The following is a 15,788-nucleotide window of genomic DNA, read 5'->3' as shown; positions in this document are numbered from 1 at the left end:
CGTGTGGTGCGTATTTTCTGTAGGAGCGAGGCTTGCCCGCGATAGCGTTGTGTCAGACAGCCCCTGATCGCGGGCAAGCCTTGCTCCTACGCAAGCCTTTCGCAAACGCCAATCTACCTCGCCCCTTGGCGGATTACTCGGGTCGATGACAACCGTCGATCAGAAGGGCGGGCCTCACTTGGTGGTGTAGCCGCCGTTGATCAGCAGGGTCTGGCCGGTGATCCACCAGCCGTCGGTGACCAGATGACGGATGAAGGGCACCACGTCCTTGATGTCGGTCAGGCCGGTCTTGCTGAAGCCGGACAGCGCCGCGGCGGTCTTGTGGTAAGCCACGGCGTCCGCGCCTTCGGCCGGGTAGAAGAATGGCGTGTCCATCGGCCCAGGGCCCACGGCGGTCACCGAGATGCCGCGGGCGCCGAATTCCTTGGAGGCGGCGCGGGTGAAGTGTTCCACCGGTGCCTTGGCCCCGCCGTAGGCAGCATAGAACGGCGTGTAGGCGCCGAGCAGCGAGGTCACCAGCGACACCAGCTTGCCGTGGTCCTCCAGGTGCTTGCCGGCTTCCTTGATAAAGAAGAACGCGCTCTTGGAGTTGACCGCGAACATGTCGTCGTACTCGGCTTCGCTGATCTCGACTATGGGTTTTTTCAGGACCTTGCCCACGGTGTTGATGGCGATGTCGATCTTGCCGAAATGCGCCTTGGCGTCGCTGAAGAGTTGCTCCACGGCCGCGGCGGCGGTCAGGTCGGCCTGCCAGGCGTGGGCATCGACGCCCAGGTTCTTGATCGCCGCCACGGTCCGGTCGGCGTCGGCCTTGCTGGCGGCGCTGTTGTAATGCACGGCGATGGCCTTCACGCCATGGGCGGCCAGGTCCCGGGCGATCAGGCCGCCCAGGTTCTTCGCGCCCCCGGTGATCAACGCCACTTTATTGTTCAAGGAATGGTCTGCCATGAAAAAACTCCTTCAGCCTGTGAGGTGAAGGTCCAGTCTAAGCAGCCGCAAGTCAGGGATAAGCCCGGTCAATCTGGATGGATTGTCCAGGGAAATTGCCCAATCCCGACTGCTGTGCCGAACCGGGATGTCGCTACAATCGACGTTTTTCTCCTGGAGCCTTACCCATGAGCCCATCCCATCGTCGTCCGGTTCCGCTGGCCAAGGCCTACCGTCTGCTCAACCACGGGCCGACCGTGCTGGTCAGCGCCACCCATGGCGGCCAGCGCAACATCATGGCCGCGGCCTGGGCCATGCCGCTGGATTTCGAGCCGCCGAAAGTCGCCGTGGTGCTCGACAAATCCACCTGGACCCGGCAACTGCTGGAAGCCTCCGGCACCTTCGTGCTCAACGTGCCGTGCGCCGCCCAGGTCGATATCGCGCAGACCGTGGGTTCCACTTCCGGCCTGGAACTGAACCGCGACCAGGGCCGCGACAAGTTCGAGCGCTATGGCCTGCCGACCTTCGCCGGCGAGCTGATCGACGCGCCGCTGCTCGAGGGTTGCGTGGCCTGGCTCGAATGCCGGTTGCTGCCGGAACCGCACAACCATGAACGCTATGACCTGTTCCTCGGCGAGGTCATCGCCGCCCAGGCCGATGAGCGAGTGTTCAGCGACGGCCGTTGGCATTTCACCGGGCACGATGCCTTGCGCACCCTGCACCATGTGGCGGGCGGGCATTTCCTGACGATTGGCGATGCGCTGGATGGCAAGACCCTGGCGCCGTGATCCGGTTCAGGGAATCAGCCGACGCTCGCGCAGGTTCTGCAGGTGCTCGCGGATGCTCTGGTGGGTGTCGATGCAGCCGTGGAAACCGGCCTGGCGGATCTTGATGGTGCTCTGCACCATGTCGTAGCCGGTATTCAGCCAGCCGTCGACGAACGGCCAGGCGGCGAGCTGCTCCCAGGGCGTCGGTTGCAGGCCGTGCCTGGCCACGATGAGTTGCCACAGCGCGGCCTTGTCGGCCATTTGCACCTGCAGGTTCATCGGCTGCGGCGCGGCGGCCGGCAGGTCGAAGAACTCGGCGATCTCCGGCCACACCTGCTGCCAGCGGAAGTGGTCGCCATTGGTGATATTGAAGATTTCATTGCGTGCGCCGCTGGCGCTCAGCGCCCAGAGCACGGCCTGCGCCAGCAGGCGGGCATCGGTGCTTTGATGCAGTGCATTCCAGGCCGGCAGGCTGCCGGGGAAACGCAGGGGCACGCCCAGCTCCTGGCTGATCGCGGCAAAGGCCGCCACCCCGGTGAGGATGTTCATCGGCGAGCCCAGGCTGGTGCCCATCACCCCGTCCGGGCGCAGCACGGTCCAGCCGAATCCGTCCTGCTCGGCACGCTGCCACAGCAGATCCTCCTGATCGTTGTAGAAGATCGGTCCCATCATCCGGCCGTCGCTCTCCTTGGCCGGGGTCTTGTAGTGGCCCAGGTGCTCGCCGTAAGACTTGCCGCCACCGATCAGCACCACATGCCGCAGCTTCGCCCCGGCCTGTTTCAGGGCCAGCAGGCTGTGCTTGAGCATGGCTACGTTGGGCGCCACGCTGGCGGCCATGGTTTCGCGTTCGCTGTAGGCGCAGAACACCAGGTCGGTGACCTCGCGCAGATCGCCGAAGGCACGGATCACCGCGTTGGCGTCCAGCAGGTCGACGCTGACGTGGGCCGGCGCCGGGCTGCCGTCGGCCAGTTGCGCGGGGGCGCCGCGGCGGGCGGCGGTGGTCAGTCGCCAGTCGGGTTGGCGAACCATGTGTTCGACGATGGCGCTGCCGGTGACGCCGTAGCCGCCGACCACCAGCAAGTGGCGCGCGGGGGAGGTTGGAGTGTTCATGTCTGAGGTCCTTGAGTGGGTGTGCGGACCATCATAGAGTTGGCCTCTGTCGTGAAATAGACGGCTATCCGGCACATCATCTGTGAGTTGAATTCATATGGCTGGCAGCGACATCAACCGCTTCGCCGAGATGGAAACCTTCGTCAGGGTCGTGGAATCCGGCGGCATGTCCGCCGCCGCGCGGCTCAAGCGCACCACGCCGTCCTCGGTGAGCAAGCTGCTGGGCCGCCTGGAGTCGCGCCTCGGCGTGCGCCTGCTCAACCGCTCGACCCGCCAGTTGCAACTGACCCCGGAAGGCCGGGCGTTCTATGACAACTGCGTGCGGGTCCTGGCCGATGTCCGCGAGGTGGAGCGCGAGGCCACCAACGGTCGCGAGCCGGTGGGGCGCATTCGGGTCAACACCAGTGCGTCGTTCGGCCTGCATGTGTTGGCACCGTTGGTGACGGAGTTTCTCGGACGTTATCCGGCGGTGTCCCTGGATATCGTGCACACCGATTCGCTGGTCGACCTGCTGGGCGAGCAGACCGATGTCGCGGTGCGCGCCGGGCCGCTGGAGAACTCGCGGCTGGTGGCGCGCAAACTCGGCGAGAGCCATTCGATCATTGTCGCGGCGCCTGCTTATCTGGCACGCCACGGGGCGCCCCAGACACCTTCGCAACTGGAGCAGCACAACCTGATCGGCTTCGACTATGCGCGGGCGGTGAAGGGCTGGCGCCTGATGGAGAACGGCGCTCCCGTGCCGGTCCAGCCCAACGGCCGGGTGCAGGCCAGCGACGGCGAGGCCCTGCGGCATCTGGCCCTGAACGGGGTCGGCATCGCCCAGCTGGCGGCCTTCACCATTGTCGACGACCTGGCCCGGGGGCGGCTGATTCCGTTGCTGGAAACCTTCGACGACAGCCGGCCGGAAAGTTTCTACGCGGTGTACCTGGGGCAGGGCGGGCACCTGCCGTCCCGGGTCAGGGCCTTTATCGATTTCCTCGCCGAGCGGGTACGCCTGTAGGCGCGGGTTACCAGCTGACGGTGCTCAGGGCGTCGGCGAAAACCTTGAGTTTCGGCGAGTACTGGCGCGACGGCGGGTAGACCAGCGACAGTGCCCGGCTGCGCCCGGAAAAGGCCTGCAGGATCGGCACCAGGCGGCCGTCGGCGAGGGCGTCCTCGACGGCGAAGTTCATCAACTGGGCGATGCCGAAGCCCCCCAGCACACCGTCCACCAGCGCGTCGCCGATATCGAAGATCAGCCGGCTGGGCACGCTGACATCGCGCACCTTGCCGTCGCGCATGAACTGCCAGTCCACCAGGCGCCCGCTGCGCAAATTGCGCACGGTCAGGCAGTTGTGCTGTTGCAGCTCTTCCACCGTCTGCGGCGTGCCATGGCGCGCCAGGTAGGCCGGGGATGCCACCGTGACCCAACGCAGCGGCGCCAGGGGCCGGGCGATCAGGCGCTGGTCCTGGATCTCGCCGGTGCGCAGGATGGCGTCGAAGCCTTCGTCGACGATGTCCACCAGCCGATCGGTCATCACCGCCTCGATGCTCAGGTCCGGGTATTGCTCGGTCAGGCGCCCGATCAGCGGCATCACCACCTTGCGTCCGAACAGCGACGGCGTGCTGATTTTCAGCAGCCCGGTGGGCGAGTCGCGACGGTCCAGCAGCAGGCTTTCGGTCTGCGCCAGTTCGGCCAGCAGCGGCGCGGCGCGCTCCACCAGCAGCTGGCCGTCCGGGGTCAGGCTGACGCTGCGGGTGTTGCGTTGCAGCAGGCGCACGCCCAGTTGCTGCTCCAGGCGCGAAATGGCCCGCGACAGGCCGGACTGGGTCAGCCGCAGATCGCCGGCGGCGCGGGTAAAGCTGCGGGTCTCGGCGACCCGGACCAGCAAACGAACGGCGTTCAGATCCATGATTAAAGTCATCACTGAAAGAGCAATGACGGTATTTATCATCTAATCGGCATCAAAGAAACTGAGGGTCCTTGATTCATCCCCCCTTTATTTTCCACACAAGGACTCGACGTGATGCCCGCCACCTCCTCAGTCAGGCCGTCAGGCTGGATGCTGCTCCTGCTGGCCAGTGCGCAGCTGATCATCGCCCTGGACGCGACCATCGTCTTCGTCGCCTTGCCGGAGATCGGCAGCCACCTGGGGTTTTCCGCGCAACAGCTGCAATGGGTGGTCAGTGCCTACAGCGTGGCCTTCGGCGGCTTCCTGCTGCTGGGCGGTCGGGCGGCCGACCTGCTGGGCAAGCGGCGTTTCTATATCGTCGGGCAAAGCCTGTATGCCCTGGCTTCGCTGGCCGGCGGCCTGGGTGGCAGCGCACTGCTGCTGGTGCTGGCGCGGGCGGTGCAGGGTGTCGGCGGGGCGATGCTGTTCCCGGCGACGCTGGCGCTGATCAACAGCCATTACCCCGAAGGGCCGGCGCGCAACCGGGCGTTCGCGGTGTGGAGCGCGGCCTCGGCGGCGGGCCTGGCCCTGGGCGCGTTGCTCAGTGGCGTGCTGACCCAATGGTGGGGCTGGGAGGCGGTGTTTCTGGTCAACGTTCCGCTGGCTGGGGCCTGTGCCTTGCTGGCCCGGCGCTGGATTCCGGCCGATGGCCAGCGCGAGCGTGGCCGGCGTTTCGACCTCAGCGGCGCCTTGACCGTGACGGTGGGCGGCACGCTGTTGGTGTTCGCCATCGTCCAGGGCCCGGAATGGGGCTGGAGCGCACCGGCGACCCTGGGCTGCGGGGCGCTGGCGCTGTTGCTGCTCGGGGTGTTCGTGTGGATCGAACAGCGTGGCTACGACCCGCTGATGCCGCTGCGCCTGCTGGCCCATCGCGAGCTGCGCCTGGCGATGTTCCTTACGGCCTTGTTCATGAGCAGCTTCGGCGTGCAGTACTACTTCCTCGCCCTGTACTTCCAGCAGGTCTACAGCTACAGCGTGCTGCAAAGCGGCGTGGCGTTTTTGCCGGCGACGCTGCTGTGCACCGTGGGCATCTGGCTGGCCGAACGTTCGTTGCTGCGCTTCGGGCTGCGGGCGACCCTGGTCAGCGGCTTGCTCCTGGGTGCGCTGGGCATCGGCGGGGTGTATGTGGCGCTGCCCGACGGGGCGGGGTTCTGGAGCCTGATGCCGGGCATCGTGGTGCTGAGCATCGGCCAGGGCATGACCTGGACCGCCATGTGGGTCTCGGCCGGGCAGGGCATCGCGCCGGGCGAGCAGGGCGTGGCGGCGGGCATTGCCTCCACCAGCCAGCAGATCGGCGGGGCGCTGGGGCTGGCGCTGCTGGTGTCCCTGGCCAACGCCGGGCTGGGCGGCTCACAGGCGGCCGGCATCGAGCAGGCGGTAGGCGCCAGCGCCTTGCTCGCCCTGCTGGGGGCGTTGCTGGCCCTGCGTTTGCGGGTGCCGACAGGCCTAGGCCTGGCGGCAGCCGCCGAACGCGGTTGAGTGGCAGCCGATGACGGTGCTGTAGCCGCTGCCGAGCACCGCGAGGATGCGAACGAGGACGCAGTCCTCGCCAATCCTGCGCATGCGGTTTGCCTTAGAGGAACGCATCGCCCGCCTTTACGGCTGCTGCGCTGCCGACCGCAGCCTCGCGGTGCTCGGCAGCGGCTACAGGCTGAGTCAGCGTGAGAGCTCAGATCCACACATCATTGGCGGCCGTGCGTTCGCCGCCTTCTTCACCGGTGTTGCGCACGCCCTTGGGTTCGATCAGCAGCAGCTTGACCTCCTGTTCGGCGTACGGCTTGTGCTTCATGCCCTTGGGCACGACAAACATCTCGCCCTGGTTGATGGTCACCTGGCCGTCGGCGAAGTCGATGCGCAGTTGGCCTTCGAGGACGATAAAGGTCTCGTCGGTGTGCGGGTGGTCGTGCCAGATGAAGTCCCCTTGCAGCTTCACCAGTTTGAACTGGTAGTCGTTCATTTCGGCGATGACGCGGGCTTGCCAGTGGTCGTCGAACAGGCTGAGTTTGTAGGCGAAATTCAGGCTCTGGTAAGTGATGGGCGTGGTGTTGGCCGGGTTCATGCTGCGGCTCCGTAAAGAGGGGATCGGGCCTCTACGGTAATCAGCGCGGTGCTGCGGTTCTTGTACGATTGTGCGTGCCGGGCGGCGCTCAGCGGCCGTGCATTTTCAGCCAGCGCGCCGGCGGCAGGCCGTAGGTCTTGCTGAATTGCCGGGTCATGTGGCTCTGGTCGGTAAAGCCGGCCAGCAGCGCCGCGCTGACCAGCGACTGGCCTTGCAGCAACAGTGCCCGGACCAGGTCCAGGCGGCGCATGGTCAGGTAGCGATAGGGGCTGGTGCCGAACAGCAGGCGAAAGTCCCGCGACAGGCTCCAGCGGTCGCGGCCGCTGTGGGTGGCCAGTTCGTCGAGGGTGATGCTCTGGTCCAGGGCGCTGTGCATGTATTCCCGCGCCCGCTCCGCGGCCTGATAGTCGAAGCGCTGCGCCGGCCGGGAAATGCCGGACACGGCATTCAGCGCATGGGCCAGATCGAACAGCGCGTCTTCCTGTTCCAGCGGGTCCAGCGGGCCGTCCATGCTGCGCAGCAAGGTGTCGGTGGCGGCGAACAAGCGTGGGTCGGTGGACAGACCGTTCTTGATGAAGGGCAGCGGCTGGCCGCCGAGGATCTGCTGGATCAGCGCCGGCTCGATATACAACATGCGGTAATGGAAACCGTCCTGGGTGCCGGCTTCGCCGTCATGCACTTCATCCGGATGCAGCACCATGGTCCCGCCCGGCAGGTTATGGCGCCAGCCGCCGCGGTACTGAAAGCTCTGCACGCCAGACAGCGTGCGGCCGATGGCGTAGGTGTCGTGACGGTGCAGGTCGTAGCCATGCCCGGCGAAAAACGCCTCGATACGCTCCAGCCCCCGGGCGGGAGGCGCGCGGTGGACCCAGTCTTTGCGGGGGGCGGGCTTGCCCATGAAACTGTCCTCGACACAACGTCAGGCCCGTACGGTAACCCAGGAGGGCGCACCTGTCTTCAGCGCGTCATCCGCCCGCGTCGGCTTCCTTGGCCTCTTTGCCGAGGGTGCCGAACTCGATCGGCGTCTTGATGTAGAACAGCGCAATGTCCTCGTCCTCCAGGCGTTCGAACAGCCGGGCCGACTCCTCTTCGGTGAGTGCCAGGCGGACCTCGATGGGCTGGTCGGCCAGTTCGAAAAAGTGGGCGGAGTGCAGCCGGCCGGTGTGGCCGAAGCCTTCGATGGCGGTGCTCATGGTTGCGCCGCGCAGGCCCAGTTCATTGGCCAGGTCGACGAGCCAGTCCCCCAGCATTTTGCCGTGATAGCGGCGGTTTTGCTGGGTGAAGAAAATCACCAGGAAACCGTTCATGAGCGTTCTCCAATGGCCTCCATTACTTTCAGCATAGCCCCGGGGGAGGGTGGGAGCGCTATGTCCATTGTCGTTCTGCCGGGCGGGATACGGGCCCGACGCAAGGTCAAGTCCAAGGGCCTGCGGCTCGCGACCCTGGATGCGATCTGCCAATACCTGGATTGTCAGCCGGGCGACCTGTTGATCCATGAGCCCGAGGTGGAGTAGCGTCAGCGTCCCCCCTCATGGCTGCCGTCTATAGTTGTTCGCGCAAATGGCTGGACCGCTTTGCCGGCAGTTGCTACCTGCTGTTCGGCGCCCATCTGGTGGCCAATCGCTGAAACCGGGGCCGGGCGCACACCATGGATTTTCAGGGTCAGGAGACAGGACATGAGCTTTGCTTTTCGCCCCGTGCAGGATCGGGATATTCCACGGATCTGTGGTTTTGCCCGGGATCCCGGCGAGTTGTTTTTCTTTTTCCCGGCGGCCACCTGGCCGCTGACCCACGAGCAACTGCGCGACTCCATTGCCCAGCGCTCTGATTCGACAGTGATCGAACGGGACGGCCAGGTGCTGGGTTTCGCCAACTTCTACCAATGGGGCACCCACGGCACCTGCACCATCGGCAATGTCATCGTCGATCCCGAGGCCCGTGGCGCCGGGGTCGCCGGGCAGTTGATCGGCGAAATGCTGCGCATCGCCCGGGACAAGCACCAGGCCGCGCAGGTGACTCTGTCCTGCTTCAATGACAACGTGGCGGGCCTGCTGCTGTATCCCAAGCTCGGTTTCGTGCCGTTCGCCATCGAAGAGCGCCGGAACAAACAGAATCAGCGGGTGGCGCTGATCCACCTGCGACATCAGCCGGCTTGAGCGGTCCGATACAAGCGCTGAACCACTTTTTTAACGGGAACAAACCATGAGCAAGCTGCGGGTCGGGATTATTTTTGGTGGCCGTTCGGCCGAACACGAAGTGTCGCTGCAATCGGCGCGCAACATCGTCGATGCGCTGGATCGCGAACGCTTCGAACCGGTGCTGATCGGCATCGACAAGAACGGCCACTGGCACCTCAACGACACCTCGAACTTCCTGATCAACCAGGAAAACCCGGCGCTGATCGCCCTCAACCGGTCCAACCGCGAACTGGCGGTGGTGCCGGGCAAGGCCAGTCAGCAACTGCTGGAAACCTCCAGCCAGGAACTGCTGGGCCATGTCGATGTGATTTTCCCCATCGTCCACGGCACCCTCGGCGAAGACGGCTGTCTGCAGGGCCTGCTGCGCATGGCCGACCTGCCGTTCGTGGGCTCCGACGTGCTGGGTTCGGCGGTGTGCATGGACAAGGACATCAGCAAGCGCCTGCTGCGCGATGCCGGCCTGGCGGTGACGCCTTTTATCACCCTGAACCGGGCCACCGCGGCGCGCACCGACTTTGCCCTGGCGCAGGGCAAACTGGGCCTGCCGATGTTCGTCAAGCCGGCGAACCAGGGCTCGTCCGTGGGCGTGAGCAAGGTCACCAGCGCGGCGGAATACCACGCGGCGATCGAGCTGGCGCTGGGCTTCGATGAAAAGGTCTTGGTGGAGTCGGCGGTCAGTGGTCGCGAGATCGAATGCGCGGTGCTGGGCAACGACCAGCCGATCGCCAGCGGTTGTGGGGAAATCGTGGTCGGCAGCGGTTTTTATTCCTACGACAGCAAATACATCGACGACCAGGCGGCCCAGGTGGTGGTGCCGGCGGACCTCAGCGAAGAGGTCAGCGAGCGGATTCGCACCCTGGCCGTCGAGGCGTTCCAGGTGCTGGGCTGTTCGGGGCTGGCGCGGGTCGATGTGTTCCTGACCCAGGGCGGCGAAGTGCTGATCAACGAGATCAATTCGCTGCCCGGCTTCACCCGCATCAGCATGTATCCGAAGCTGTGGCAGGCCGCGGGCATGACCTACAGCGAACTGGTCAGCCGCCTGATCGAGTTGGCGCTGGAGCGCCATGCGGCGCGCCAGGCATTGAAAATCAGCCGCTGAATTCCGGAGTGAACAATGAGCGTTGCCACTGAAGCGTCGCAGTACCTGTTTTCCTACGGCACCTTGCAGGACAAGGCCGTGCAACTGGCCAACTTCGGTCGTGAGCTGGAGGGCAGCGCGGACGCGCTGCCGGGGTATGAACAGGCCTGGGTGCAGATCACCGACCCCCAGGTGCTGGCCACCAGCGGCAAGACCCATCACCCGATCCTGCGCCTGGGCAGCGCGGCCAGCGCGCCGATCCCGGGCACGGTGTTTCGCATTACTGCCCAGGAGCTGGCCGCGGCGGACAGCTACGAGGTGGCGGACTACAAACGCGTGAGCGTGGTGCTGCAGTCCGGGATCGAGGCGTGGGTGTATGTGAGCGTTTGAGGCGCCAGGTTTACTTCACGAGCAGTAACAGGCCATACAGCATCAGGGCCCAGACTAGTACGCCTGGCACCATAACCACATAGTTGAGCGGGGTGAGCCGGTCGTTGCTTGCACCCAGTGGGTCGCCAGCGGCTTCGTTGAGGCCGCGCTGGCCCTTGAAGGTCACCAGCGCCTGGATCGGCAACAGGGCCAGACTGGCTATGTCTGTTAGGGGATAACCGGTATTCCTTTTGACCATGCCGTCGAGGCCTTTGCTGATAAGTAACATCACCACGAACTGGGTGGCCAGATTCCACGGTAGCCAGTCATAACGGCGACCGCTTTTCTTGATCTGGACATCGGCTGCCCGGTACAGCGCGTGAGTGTAGAACAGCATGAATATCGCCCGGGCAATGGGCCACATGGGTTGTCCGCTGGCCTGCTTGAACTGCTGCCAGTTCTTGTAGGCCCAGTACAGCAGGTAGAGGCCGAAGGTCAGCATGAACAGGGTCATGAACTTGGTTTTGGACACTACGTAGAAAGGGCGCTGCACGTCGCTGGCAGTGGCCAGCTGGGCTTGAGGCGGGGCATAGAGCTTGTCAGACACGATCATTCCTTTGTGGGTCTACAGGGCGCGCAAGATTAACCCGGTGCGATGCCAAGGACCTATCGCGATAAATCTGAAGATGCGGTTTCAGGCGCGCCCGATCCAGGAATACTGGAAGGACTTCTCCTCGCCCCGGTGGCCGCGGCGGCGATAGCTGGCCAGGGTCGGGCTGGAACAGTAGGTGCAGTGCTCGCAGTGTTCGATCTGCTCCTCATCGATGCCCGCCGCGCGCAACAGGTTCAGGGCATAGAGGCTCAGGTCGAACCACAGCGAGTCCGGCCGGGTCGGCGCTGGCGGGGCAATCTCCGGGGGCAGCCGTGGCGCGGGGCGCTCCTGGCTCCAGGGTGTCTGCTCCGGCGACCACAGGTGGCCTTGGGTGGCCGACAGGGTGTTAATGAAATCCGGGCTGACTTCGTAGCAGCAAGGCTTGATCGACGGGCCGAACGCCACGCGCAACTGATGGGCGGCGATGCCCTTGGCGGCGAAGTGCTGCAGCACATTGTCGATGATGCCGCCGTGCAAGCCTTTCCAGCCGGCATGGACCGCGGCGACCCACGAGGCGTCCTCGCTGCTGATCAGCAGCGGCAGGCAGTCGGCGGTGATCACCGCAATGGGGCGACCGGTGCGGGTGAACACCGCGTCGCCGCGGATGATGCCGCTCGGCAGGGTGGTGCTGGCCTCCACCACCTCGCCGGTGTGGGCCTGGGAGCAGAAGAACAGGTTGGCGGGCTTTGTTGCCCCGATACGCGAAAACTCGTGACGGATGCCCGGTATCTGCTTCAACACTGGCGCCTGGAAACTCATCGGACCTTCGCTCTGTTGCCTTGGACTGCTACAGAGCATAGCGGGATCATGAGTCCTTTTGCTGACAGAGGCCTGTCAACTGGTCGGCAGCTCGTCCGATCGCGGCATCAGTTTTTCAGCGGGATATAGAGTTCGACCACACTGTCCGGGGGCATCGACTCGAAAACGCTGGGCGGTGTCGTTGAGTTCCACTCGTTTATCGGGGGCATTCGACGGTCAGAAATCATTGAAGGCTGGAGGGGATTCGCGACCAAGAATGACCCTCGGCGAGCGGGGAGGACCTGGATTATTGGTGCCTGATCGAGAACCGCTCAGACCGATTTCACCGGCTTGATCAGGCTCGCGGCGGGGATGCCGAACAGTTGGTGCAGTTTCCAGATCATTGGCAGAGTCAGGGCGCGTTTGCCGTTGAGTACTTCGTAGACCCGGTTGGTTCGGCCGATGGCGGGAGCCAGGTCGGCGGCCGACAGGCCCGATTGCTCCATGCGGAACTTGATGGCGTCGATCGGGTTGGGCAGGTCGACCGGGAAGTGCTTGGCTTCATAGGCTTCGATCAGGGTGATCATCACGTCGAAGTAGTCGCCTTCTGCGGTGCCGGGTTCGGGCTCGTTATCGAACAGCACCGACACTTGCTTGAGCGCCGCACGGTAATCCTGGTCGGTGTGGATGGGGCGAATCTGCATGCTCGTTACTCCATTTCAACGCGGTCGGCGTCGATGGCATCGTACTGCTGGTGAGTGCCAACGAACTTGATGTAGAGGGCGCCAAAGCGGTAAGCCACGGCCACTACCAAGCGGTAGTCATTGCCTTTGATGTTGAACACCACGCGACGGCTTTTAAGAATGCTGGCGCTGCAAAACTGCTCCTTGATCTGTGCCGGATTGGACCAGTTGGCATTGCGCGCTTCATCGATCCAGGCCAGAAGCGGTTGTTCGACATCCGGGTGCTGTTCCCAGAACGTCTTCAAATGACTGACGGCGATAATCCTCATGGCTCGAAATCCTAGTCCCACCCTGGGACTTAAGCAAGGGAGTGAGAGAGGAAGGCGATGGACGGACAGCCATTGAGGCTACCCGTCCCGCAGGTGTGGCTCAGTGTCGATCAGCGCCTGCTGTCATCGCGGTGTGCACATCATCCATCACCGCTTTACCCATCTCACCCAGGTAATGTGCCGCCCAAGCATAGCGGTCCGCCTGTGGTTCCATGGCCGCGTCCAGGGTCAACTGTTTTGCCAGATGTAGCAGCAACGAGGCGTGTTCCAGGGCGTCGGCCAGGGGGACGTCGGCGTTGACCCGCAGCAATGGGCGTTTACCTTCGCCACAATTGGCAAAGGTTATTTCGCCTAGGGTGTGCAGGGAGGAAGGGGACGGATTGAGGGTGTGTTTCATGGTGACGAATCCTTTCGTTTGAGGGGATCACCACCGTCTGCCGCCAAGCAGATTAGGGTGGCGAATTGCACAAGGTTGGCGGACCGGCACGAAAGGAACCGGCACCCCCGGAGGGGTCCCTGCGCAATCCGCCATTACACAAAAATGCGGGCACAAAAAAAGCGCCTGCATTCGTGTTTGGGCGCTATTGCGCCTTTCGTGATTCGGGCCGCCAAGCCCGTTCGCTGATCTGACAGCGACGGGGCGAAGGATAGCGGGGAGGGAAGAGCGTCGCAACGGCATTGCTGCGACATTCTGTGACGACAATCAGACCGCGCAGATGGCGTGGCGCATCAGGTGAAAGCTCATTGGCCCCTGTAGCCGCTGCCGAAGGCTGCGATAGGACCGAAGGTCCTCCAGCGGTCTCACGATTCCTGCGCCCCCTGCGGGGTCGTTCGCAGCCTCGCGGGCTCGGCAGCGGCTACAGGCCTGTGTTCAGCACCTTGGCCATTTCCGCGGTGGCCGCCCAGCCCAATCCGGCATACACCGGCTTGCCCACCTCGGTCGCATGCAGCACGGCGAAGCTCAGCCCGCGCTGGATGAATTCGGCTTCCGCCAGCTTCCACCCCCCATGCCTGTACTTGCGCGGCATGAAAAATAAAAAGGGCCCGCCTCGCGGCAAGCCCTTTGGGTTCTCCTGCGTTGGCCTCAATCCCCCAACGCTGCCCCTTCACGCCGTGGATCGGCGCCACCGGCCCACGAGGTTTTACCCTGGGCATCGCGCACCCGCACGATCGCCTGGGTGCCGCTGGTCATGTCGATGTCGGTCACCTCATGCCCCTTGGCTTTCAGCGCCGCTTTCAACCCAGGGGTGAACTGGCCTTGTTCCAGTTCGGTCGGGCCGTTGCGGCTGCCGAAGTTGGGCAGGCTGATGGCGGCTTGCGGGTCGAGGTTCCAGTCGAGCATGCCGATCACCGACTTGGCCACGTACTCGATGATCTGCGAGCCGCCCGGCGAGCCGACGGTGGCCAGCAGTTCACCGCTGTCGCGGTCGAAGACCAGGGTCGGCGCCATGGACGAGCGTGGGCGCTTGCCCGGCTGCACGCGGTTGGCCACCGGCTGGCCGTTCTCTTCGGGGATGAAGGAGAAGTCGGTCATCTGGTTGTTGAGCATGAAGCCCTGGACCATCAGGTGCGAGCCGAAGGCCGCCTCCACGGTGGTGGTCATGGACACCGCGCCGCCCTGGTCATCCACCGCCACCACTTGCGAGGTGGAGATGCGCATCGGCGAGCGATCCGGGGCGTAGGCCACCTGGATGCCCTGGGGCTTGCCGGGCTCGGCCTTGGCCATGCTGCGTTCGCCGATCAAGGCGGCACGCTGCGCCAGGTACTGCGGGGCGACCAGGCCGGCGATCGGCACCGGGGCGAAGTCTGAATCCGCCACGTACAAAGCGCGGTCGGCGTAGGCCAGGCGTTCGGCTTCGGCGATCAGGTGCACCGCTTCAGGCGCCGGTTCGAGGCCGGCCGGCAGATGGGTCTTGGCCGGCTTCAATGGTGGCAGGGCATAACGCGGATCGCGGGCTTCCAGCGCCTGTAGGGTGCCGAGGATCTGCGCCAGGGCGATACCGCCCGACGAAGGCGGCGGCATGCCGCAGACCTGCCAGCGCTTGTAGTCGGTGCACAGCGGTTCGCGCTCCTTGGCGCGGTAGCCTTGCAGGTCGTTGAGCGACAGGCTTCCCGGGTTGGCGTGGCCCTGCACCTTGGCGACGATTTCCCGGGCGACCGGCCCTTGGTACAAGGCGTTCGGGCCTTCCTTGGCGATGCGTTCGAGCACGGCGGCCAACTGCGGGTTTTTCAGCAGGGTGCCGACGGCTTTCGGCGTGCCATCGGCCTGCAGGAAGTAGGCGGCCATGTCCGGCGATTTCGCCAGGTACGGATCGGCGACGATCATGCTGTGCAGGCGCGGGGAGATCGGGAAGCCCTGGTCCGCCAGGCGAATCGCCGGTTCGAACAGCTGCGCCCACGGCAGGCGGCCGTGTTTTTCATGGGCCAGTTCCAGGGCGCGCAGGACCCCGGGCGTACCCACCGAACGGCCGCCGATCTGTGCCTGCGGGAACGGCATGGGCTTGCCGTCGGCTTGCAGGAACAGCTTCTCGGTGGCTCCGGCCGGCGCGGTTTCGCGACCGTCGTACGTGCGCACCGCCTTGCCGTCCCAGAGCACGATCAAGGCCCCGCCGCCGATACCCGACGACTGCGGCTCCACCAGGGTCAATACCGCTTGCATGGCAATCGCCGCATCGATGGCCGAACCACCCTTGCGCAACATTTCGCGCCCGGCTTCGGCCGCCAATGGGTTGGCCGCGGCCGCCATATGCCGGTCGGCGTGTTGCACTTGCAGGTCGGTGCGATAACCCGAAGCGATTTCCGGGGCGGGGGGCAGGGCGGTGTGGGAAGGGGCGGAAGCGTTGCAGGCGGCGAGGCTTAAGGCGACGGCTAGCAGCGAGAAACTGGCAAGCCGGCGGTGACGCGGATTGAGGGTCGAGAACACGCGTTGAACTCCGTTCACTGGGTA

The 15,788-nt window shown here is 64.8% G+C and carries 19 protein-coding genes and 2 pseudogenes; 8 read left to right on the top strand and 13 right to left on the bottom strand.

The window, feature by feature from the left end; translation table 11 throughout:
- Positions 1 to 174: 174 nt before the first annotated feature.
- Entirely contained in the window at positions 175 to 948 is a 774-nt protein-coding gene (locus tag J4E58_RS10720; RefSeq protein ID WP_087092072.1) for an SDR family oxidoreductase, read from the bottom strand.
- A gap of 167 nt (positions 949 to 1,115) precedes the next feature.
- Between J4E58_RS10720 and J4E58_RS10715 the strand changes: the two genes are divergently transcribed.
- The gene (locus tag J4E58_RS10715; RefSeq protein ID WP_087092071.1) at positions 1,116 to 1,715 is read left to right on the top strand and encodes a flavin reductase family protein; all 600 of its coding nucleotides are present in this window, start codon (positions 1,116 to 1,118) and stop codon (positions 1,713 to 1,715) included.
- 6 nt (positions 1,716 to 1,721) lie between these two features.
- Here J4E58_RS10715 and J4E58_RS10710 read toward each other — a convergent pair whose 3' ends face one another.
- On the bottom strand, positions 1,722 to 2,804 hold the full coding sequence (locus tag J4E58_RS10710; protein ID WP_172962999.1) for an SDR family oxidoreductase: 1,083 nt from the start codon (positions 2,802 to 2,804) through the stop codon (positions 1,722 to 1,724).
- A 97-nt stretch (positions 2,805 to 2,901) separates the two neighbouring features.
- Here J4E58_RS10710 and J4E58_RS10705 point away from each other — a divergent pair, with 97 nt between their 5' ends.
- A complete protein-coding gene (locus J4E58_RS10705) occupies positions 2,902 to 3,804 on the top strand; it encodes a LysR family transcriptional regulator (protein ID WP_087092070.1) in 903 nt (300 codons plus the stop codon).
- Between the two features lie 7 nt (positions 3,805 to 3,811).
- Here the strand turns inward: J4E58_RS10705 and J4E58_RS10700 are convergent, their stop codons facing one another.
- On the bottom strand, positions 3,812 to 4,696 hold the full coding sequence (locus tag J4E58_RS10700) for a LysR family transcriptional regulator (protein ID WP_062824610.1): 885 nt from the start codon (positions 4,694 to 4,696) through the stop codon (positions 3,812 to 3,814).
- Between the two features lie 114 nt (positions 4,697 to 4,810).
- Here J4E58_RS10700 and J4E58_RS10695 point away from each other — a divergent pair, with 114 nt between their 5' ends.
- Positions 4,811 to 6,214 carry an MFS transporter gene (locus J4E58_RS10695; protein WP_087092069.1) on the top strand — a complete coding sequence of 468 codons (1,404 nt, stop codon included), beginning with the start codon at positions 4,811 to 4,813 and terminating at the stop codon, positions 6,212 to 6,214.
- A gap of 190 nt (positions 6,215 to 6,404) precedes the next feature.
- On the opposite strand, the gene J4E58_RS10690 is transcribed toward J4E58_RS10695, so the two are convergent.
- The 3 genes from J4E58_RS10690 to J4E58_RS10680 all read right to left on the bottom strand — a co-directional run bounded on the left by J4E58_RS10690 (position 6,405) and on the right by J4E58_RS10680 (position 8,101).
- Entirely contained in the window at positions 6,405 to 6,794 is a 390-nt protein-coding gene (locus J4E58_RS10690; protein WP_009045608.1) for a cupin domain-containing protein, read from the bottom strand.
- Positions 6,795 to 6,882: 88 nt separating this feature from the next.
- Positions 6,883 to 7,692, bottom strand: a complete 810-nt coding sequence (locus J4E58_RS10685; RefSeq protein ID WP_087092068.1) for an AraC family transcriptional regulator — start codon at positions 7,690 to 7,692, stop codon at positions 6,883 to 6,885.
- 67 nt (positions 7,693 to 7,759) lie between these two features.
- Positions 7,760 to 8,101, bottom strand: coding sequence for a DUF190 domain-containing protein (locus tag J4E58_RS10680; RefSeq protein WP_053262638.1), 342 nt, complete (start codon positions 8,099 to 8,101; stop codon positions 7,760 to 7,762).
- 60 nt (positions 8,102 to 8,161) lie between these two features.
- Between J4E58_RS10680 and J4E58_RS10675 the strand changes: the two genes are divergently transcribed.
- The 5 genes and pseudogenes from J4E58_RS10675 to J4E58_RS10655 all read left to right on the top strand — a co-directional run bounded on the left by J4E58_RS10675 (position 8,162) and on the right by J4E58_RS10655 (position 10,460).
- Positions 8,162 to 8,308: a helix-turn-helix transcriptional regulator gene (locus tag J4E58_RS10675; protein WP_087092096.1), complete on the top strand. Its 147-nt coding sequence runs from the start codon at positions 8,162 to 8,164 to the stop codon at positions 8,306 to 8,308.
- Positions 8,309 to 8,313: 5 nt separating this feature from the next.
- Positions 8,314 to 8,421: pseudogene (locus tag J4E58_RS10670) on the top strand (lysine transporter LysE); the annotation flags it as partial.
- A gap of 49 nt (positions 8,422 to 8,470) precedes the next feature.
- Positions 8,471 to 8,950: a GNAT family N-acetyltransferase gene (locus tag J4E58_RS10665; RefSeq protein ID WP_087092067.1), complete on the top strand. Its 480-nt coding sequence runs from the start codon at positions 8,471 to 8,473 to the stop codon at positions 8,948 to 8,950.
- Between the two features lie 46 nt (positions 8,951 to 8,996).
- Complete coding sequence (gene ddlA / locus J4E58_RS10660; RefSeq protein ID WP_087092066.1) at positions 8,997 to 10,091, top strand: D-alanine--D-alanine ligase; 1,095 nt, start codon at positions 8,997 to 8,999, stop codon at positions 10,089 to 10,091.
- Positions 10,092 to 10,106: 15 nt separating this feature from the next.
- Entirely contained in the window at positions 10,107 to 10,460 is a 354-nt protein-coding gene (locus tag J4E58_RS10655) for a gamma-glutamylcyclotransferase family protein (RefSeq protein WP_087092065.1), read from the top strand.
- A gap of 10 nt (positions 10,461 to 10,470) precedes the next feature.
- On the opposite strand, the gene J4E58_RS10650 is transcribed toward J4E58_RS10655, so the two are convergent.
- The 7 genes and pseudogenes from J4E58_RS10650 to ggt all read right to left on the bottom strand — a co-directional run bounded on the left by J4E58_RS10650 (position 10,471) and on the right by ggt (position 15,764).
- Entirely contained in the window at positions 10,471 to 11,046 is a 576-nt protein-coding gene (locus J4E58_RS10650; protein WP_087092095.1) for a hypothetical protein, read from the bottom strand.
- A gap of 87 nt (positions 11,047 to 11,133) precedes the next feature.
- On the bottom strand, positions 11,134 to 11,850 hold the full coding sequence (locus J4E58_RS10645; protein ID WP_087092064.1) for a polyphenol oxidase family protein: 717 nt from the start codon (positions 11,848 to 11,850) through the stop codon (positions 11,134 to 11,136).
- Positions 11,851 to 12,161: 311 nt separating this feature from the next.
- Positions 12,162 to 12,533, bottom strand: coding sequence for a type II toxin-antitoxin system HigA family antitoxin (locus J4E58_RS10640; RefSeq protein WP_087092063.1), 372 nt, complete (start codon positions 12,531 to 12,533; stop codon positions 12,162 to 12,164).
- Positions 12,534 to 12,538: 5 nt separating this feature from the next.
- Entirely contained in the window at positions 12,539 to 12,841 is a 303-nt protein-coding gene (locus J4E58_RS10635) for a type II toxin-antitoxin system HigB family toxin (protein ID WP_009045597.1), read from the bottom strand.
- 100 nt (positions 12,842 to 12,941) lie between these two features.
- On the bottom strand, positions 12,942 to 13,238 hold the full coding sequence (locus J4E58_RS10630; protein ID WP_016703612.1) for a DUF3077 domain-containing protein: 297 nt from the start codon (positions 13,236 to 13,238) through the stop codon (positions 12,942 to 12,944).
- 460 nt (positions 13,239 to 13,698) lie between these two features.
- Positions 13,699 to 13,842: pseudogene (locus tag J4E58_RS10625) on the bottom strand (GNAT family N-acetyltransferase); the annotation flags it as partial.
- A gap of 83 nt (positions 13,843 to 13,925) precedes the next feature.
- Positions 13,926 to 15,764 carry a gamma-glutamyltransferase gene (ggt, locus tag J4E58_RS10620; protein WP_087092062.1) on the bottom strand — a complete coding sequence of 613 codons (1,839 nt, stop codon included), beginning with the start codon at positions 15,762 to 15,764 and terminating at the stop codon, positions 13,926 to 13,928.
- Between the last annotated feature and the right edge of the window lie 24 nt (positions 15,765 to 15,788).

Source organism: Pseudomonas sp. FW305-25, assembly GCF_017351415.1.
GTDB lineage: Bacteria > Pseudomonadota > Gammaproteobacteria > Pseudomonadales > Pseudomonadaceae > Aquipseudomonas > Aquipseudomonas chlororaphis.
This window is presented reverse-complemented; position numbering and strand designations above follow the sequence as displayed.

Coding starts and splice junctions, on each gene's coding strand:
- J4E58_RS10720 (WP_087092072.1), bottom strand. CDS start 948: ATGGCAGACCATTCCTTGAACAATAAAGTGGCGTTGATCACCGGGGGC.
- J4E58_RS10715 (WP_087092071.1), top strand. CDS start 1,116: ATGAGCCCATCCCATCGTCGTCCGGTTCCGCTGGCCAAGGCCTACCGT.
- J4E58_RS10710 (WP_172962999.1), bottom strand. CDS start 2,804: ATGAACACTCCAACCTCCCCCGCGCGCCACTTGCTGGTGGTCGGCGGC.
- J4E58_RS10705 (WP_087092070.1), top strand. CDS start 2,902: ATGGCTGGCAGCGACATCAACCGCTTCGCCGAGATGGAAACCTTCGTC.
- J4E58_RS10700 (WP_062824610.1), bottom strand. CDS start 4,696: ATGGATCTGAACGCCGTTCGTTTGCTGGTCCGGGTCGCCGAGACCCGC.
- J4E58_RS10695 (WP_087092069.1), top strand. CDS start 4,811: ATGCCCGCCACCTCCTCAGTCAGGCCGTCAGGCTGGATGCTGCTCCTG.
- J4E58_RS10690 (WP_009045608.1), bottom strand. CDS start 6,794: ATGAACCCGGCCAACACCACGCCCATCACTTACCAGAGCCTGAATTTC.
- J4E58_RS10685 (WP_087092068.1), bottom strand. CDS start 7,692: ATGGGCAAGCCCGCCCCCCGCAAAGACTGGGTCCACCGCGCGCCTCCC.
- J4E58_RS10680 (WP_053262638.1), bottom strand. CDS start 8,101: ATGAACGGTTTCCTGGTGATTTTCTTCACCCAGCAAAACCGCCGCTAT.
- J4E58_RS10675 (WP_087092096.1), top strand. CDS start 8,162: ATGTCCATTGTCGTTCTGCCGGGCGGGATACGGGCCCGACGCAAGGTC.
- J4E58_RS10665 (WP_087092067.1), top strand. CDS start 8,471: ATGAGCTTTGCTTTTCGCCCCGTGCAGGATCGGGATATTCCACGGATC.
- ddlA (WP_087092066.1), top strand. CDS start 8,997: ATGAGCAAGCTGCGGGTCGGGATTATTTTTGGTGGCCGTTCGGCCGAA.
- J4E58_RS10655 (WP_087092065.1), top strand. CDS start 10,107: ATGAGCGTTGCCACTGAAGCGTCGCAGTACCTGTTTTCCTACGGCACC.
- J4E58_RS10645 (WP_087092064.1), bottom strand. CDS start 11,850: ATGAGTTTCCAGGCGCCAGTGTTGAAGCAGATACCGGGCATCCGTCAC.
- J4E58_RS10640 (WP_087092063.1), bottom strand. CDS start 12,533: ATGCAGATTCGCCCCATCCACACCGACCAGGATTACCGTGCGGCGCTC.
- J4E58_RS10635 (WP_009045597.1), bottom strand. CDS start 12,841: ATGAGGATTATCGCCGTCAGTCATTTGAAGACGTTCTGGGAACAGCAC.
- J4E58_RS10630 (WP_016703612.1), bottom strand. CDS start 13,238: ATGAAACACACCCTCAATCCGTCCCCTTCCTCCCTGCACACCCTAGGC.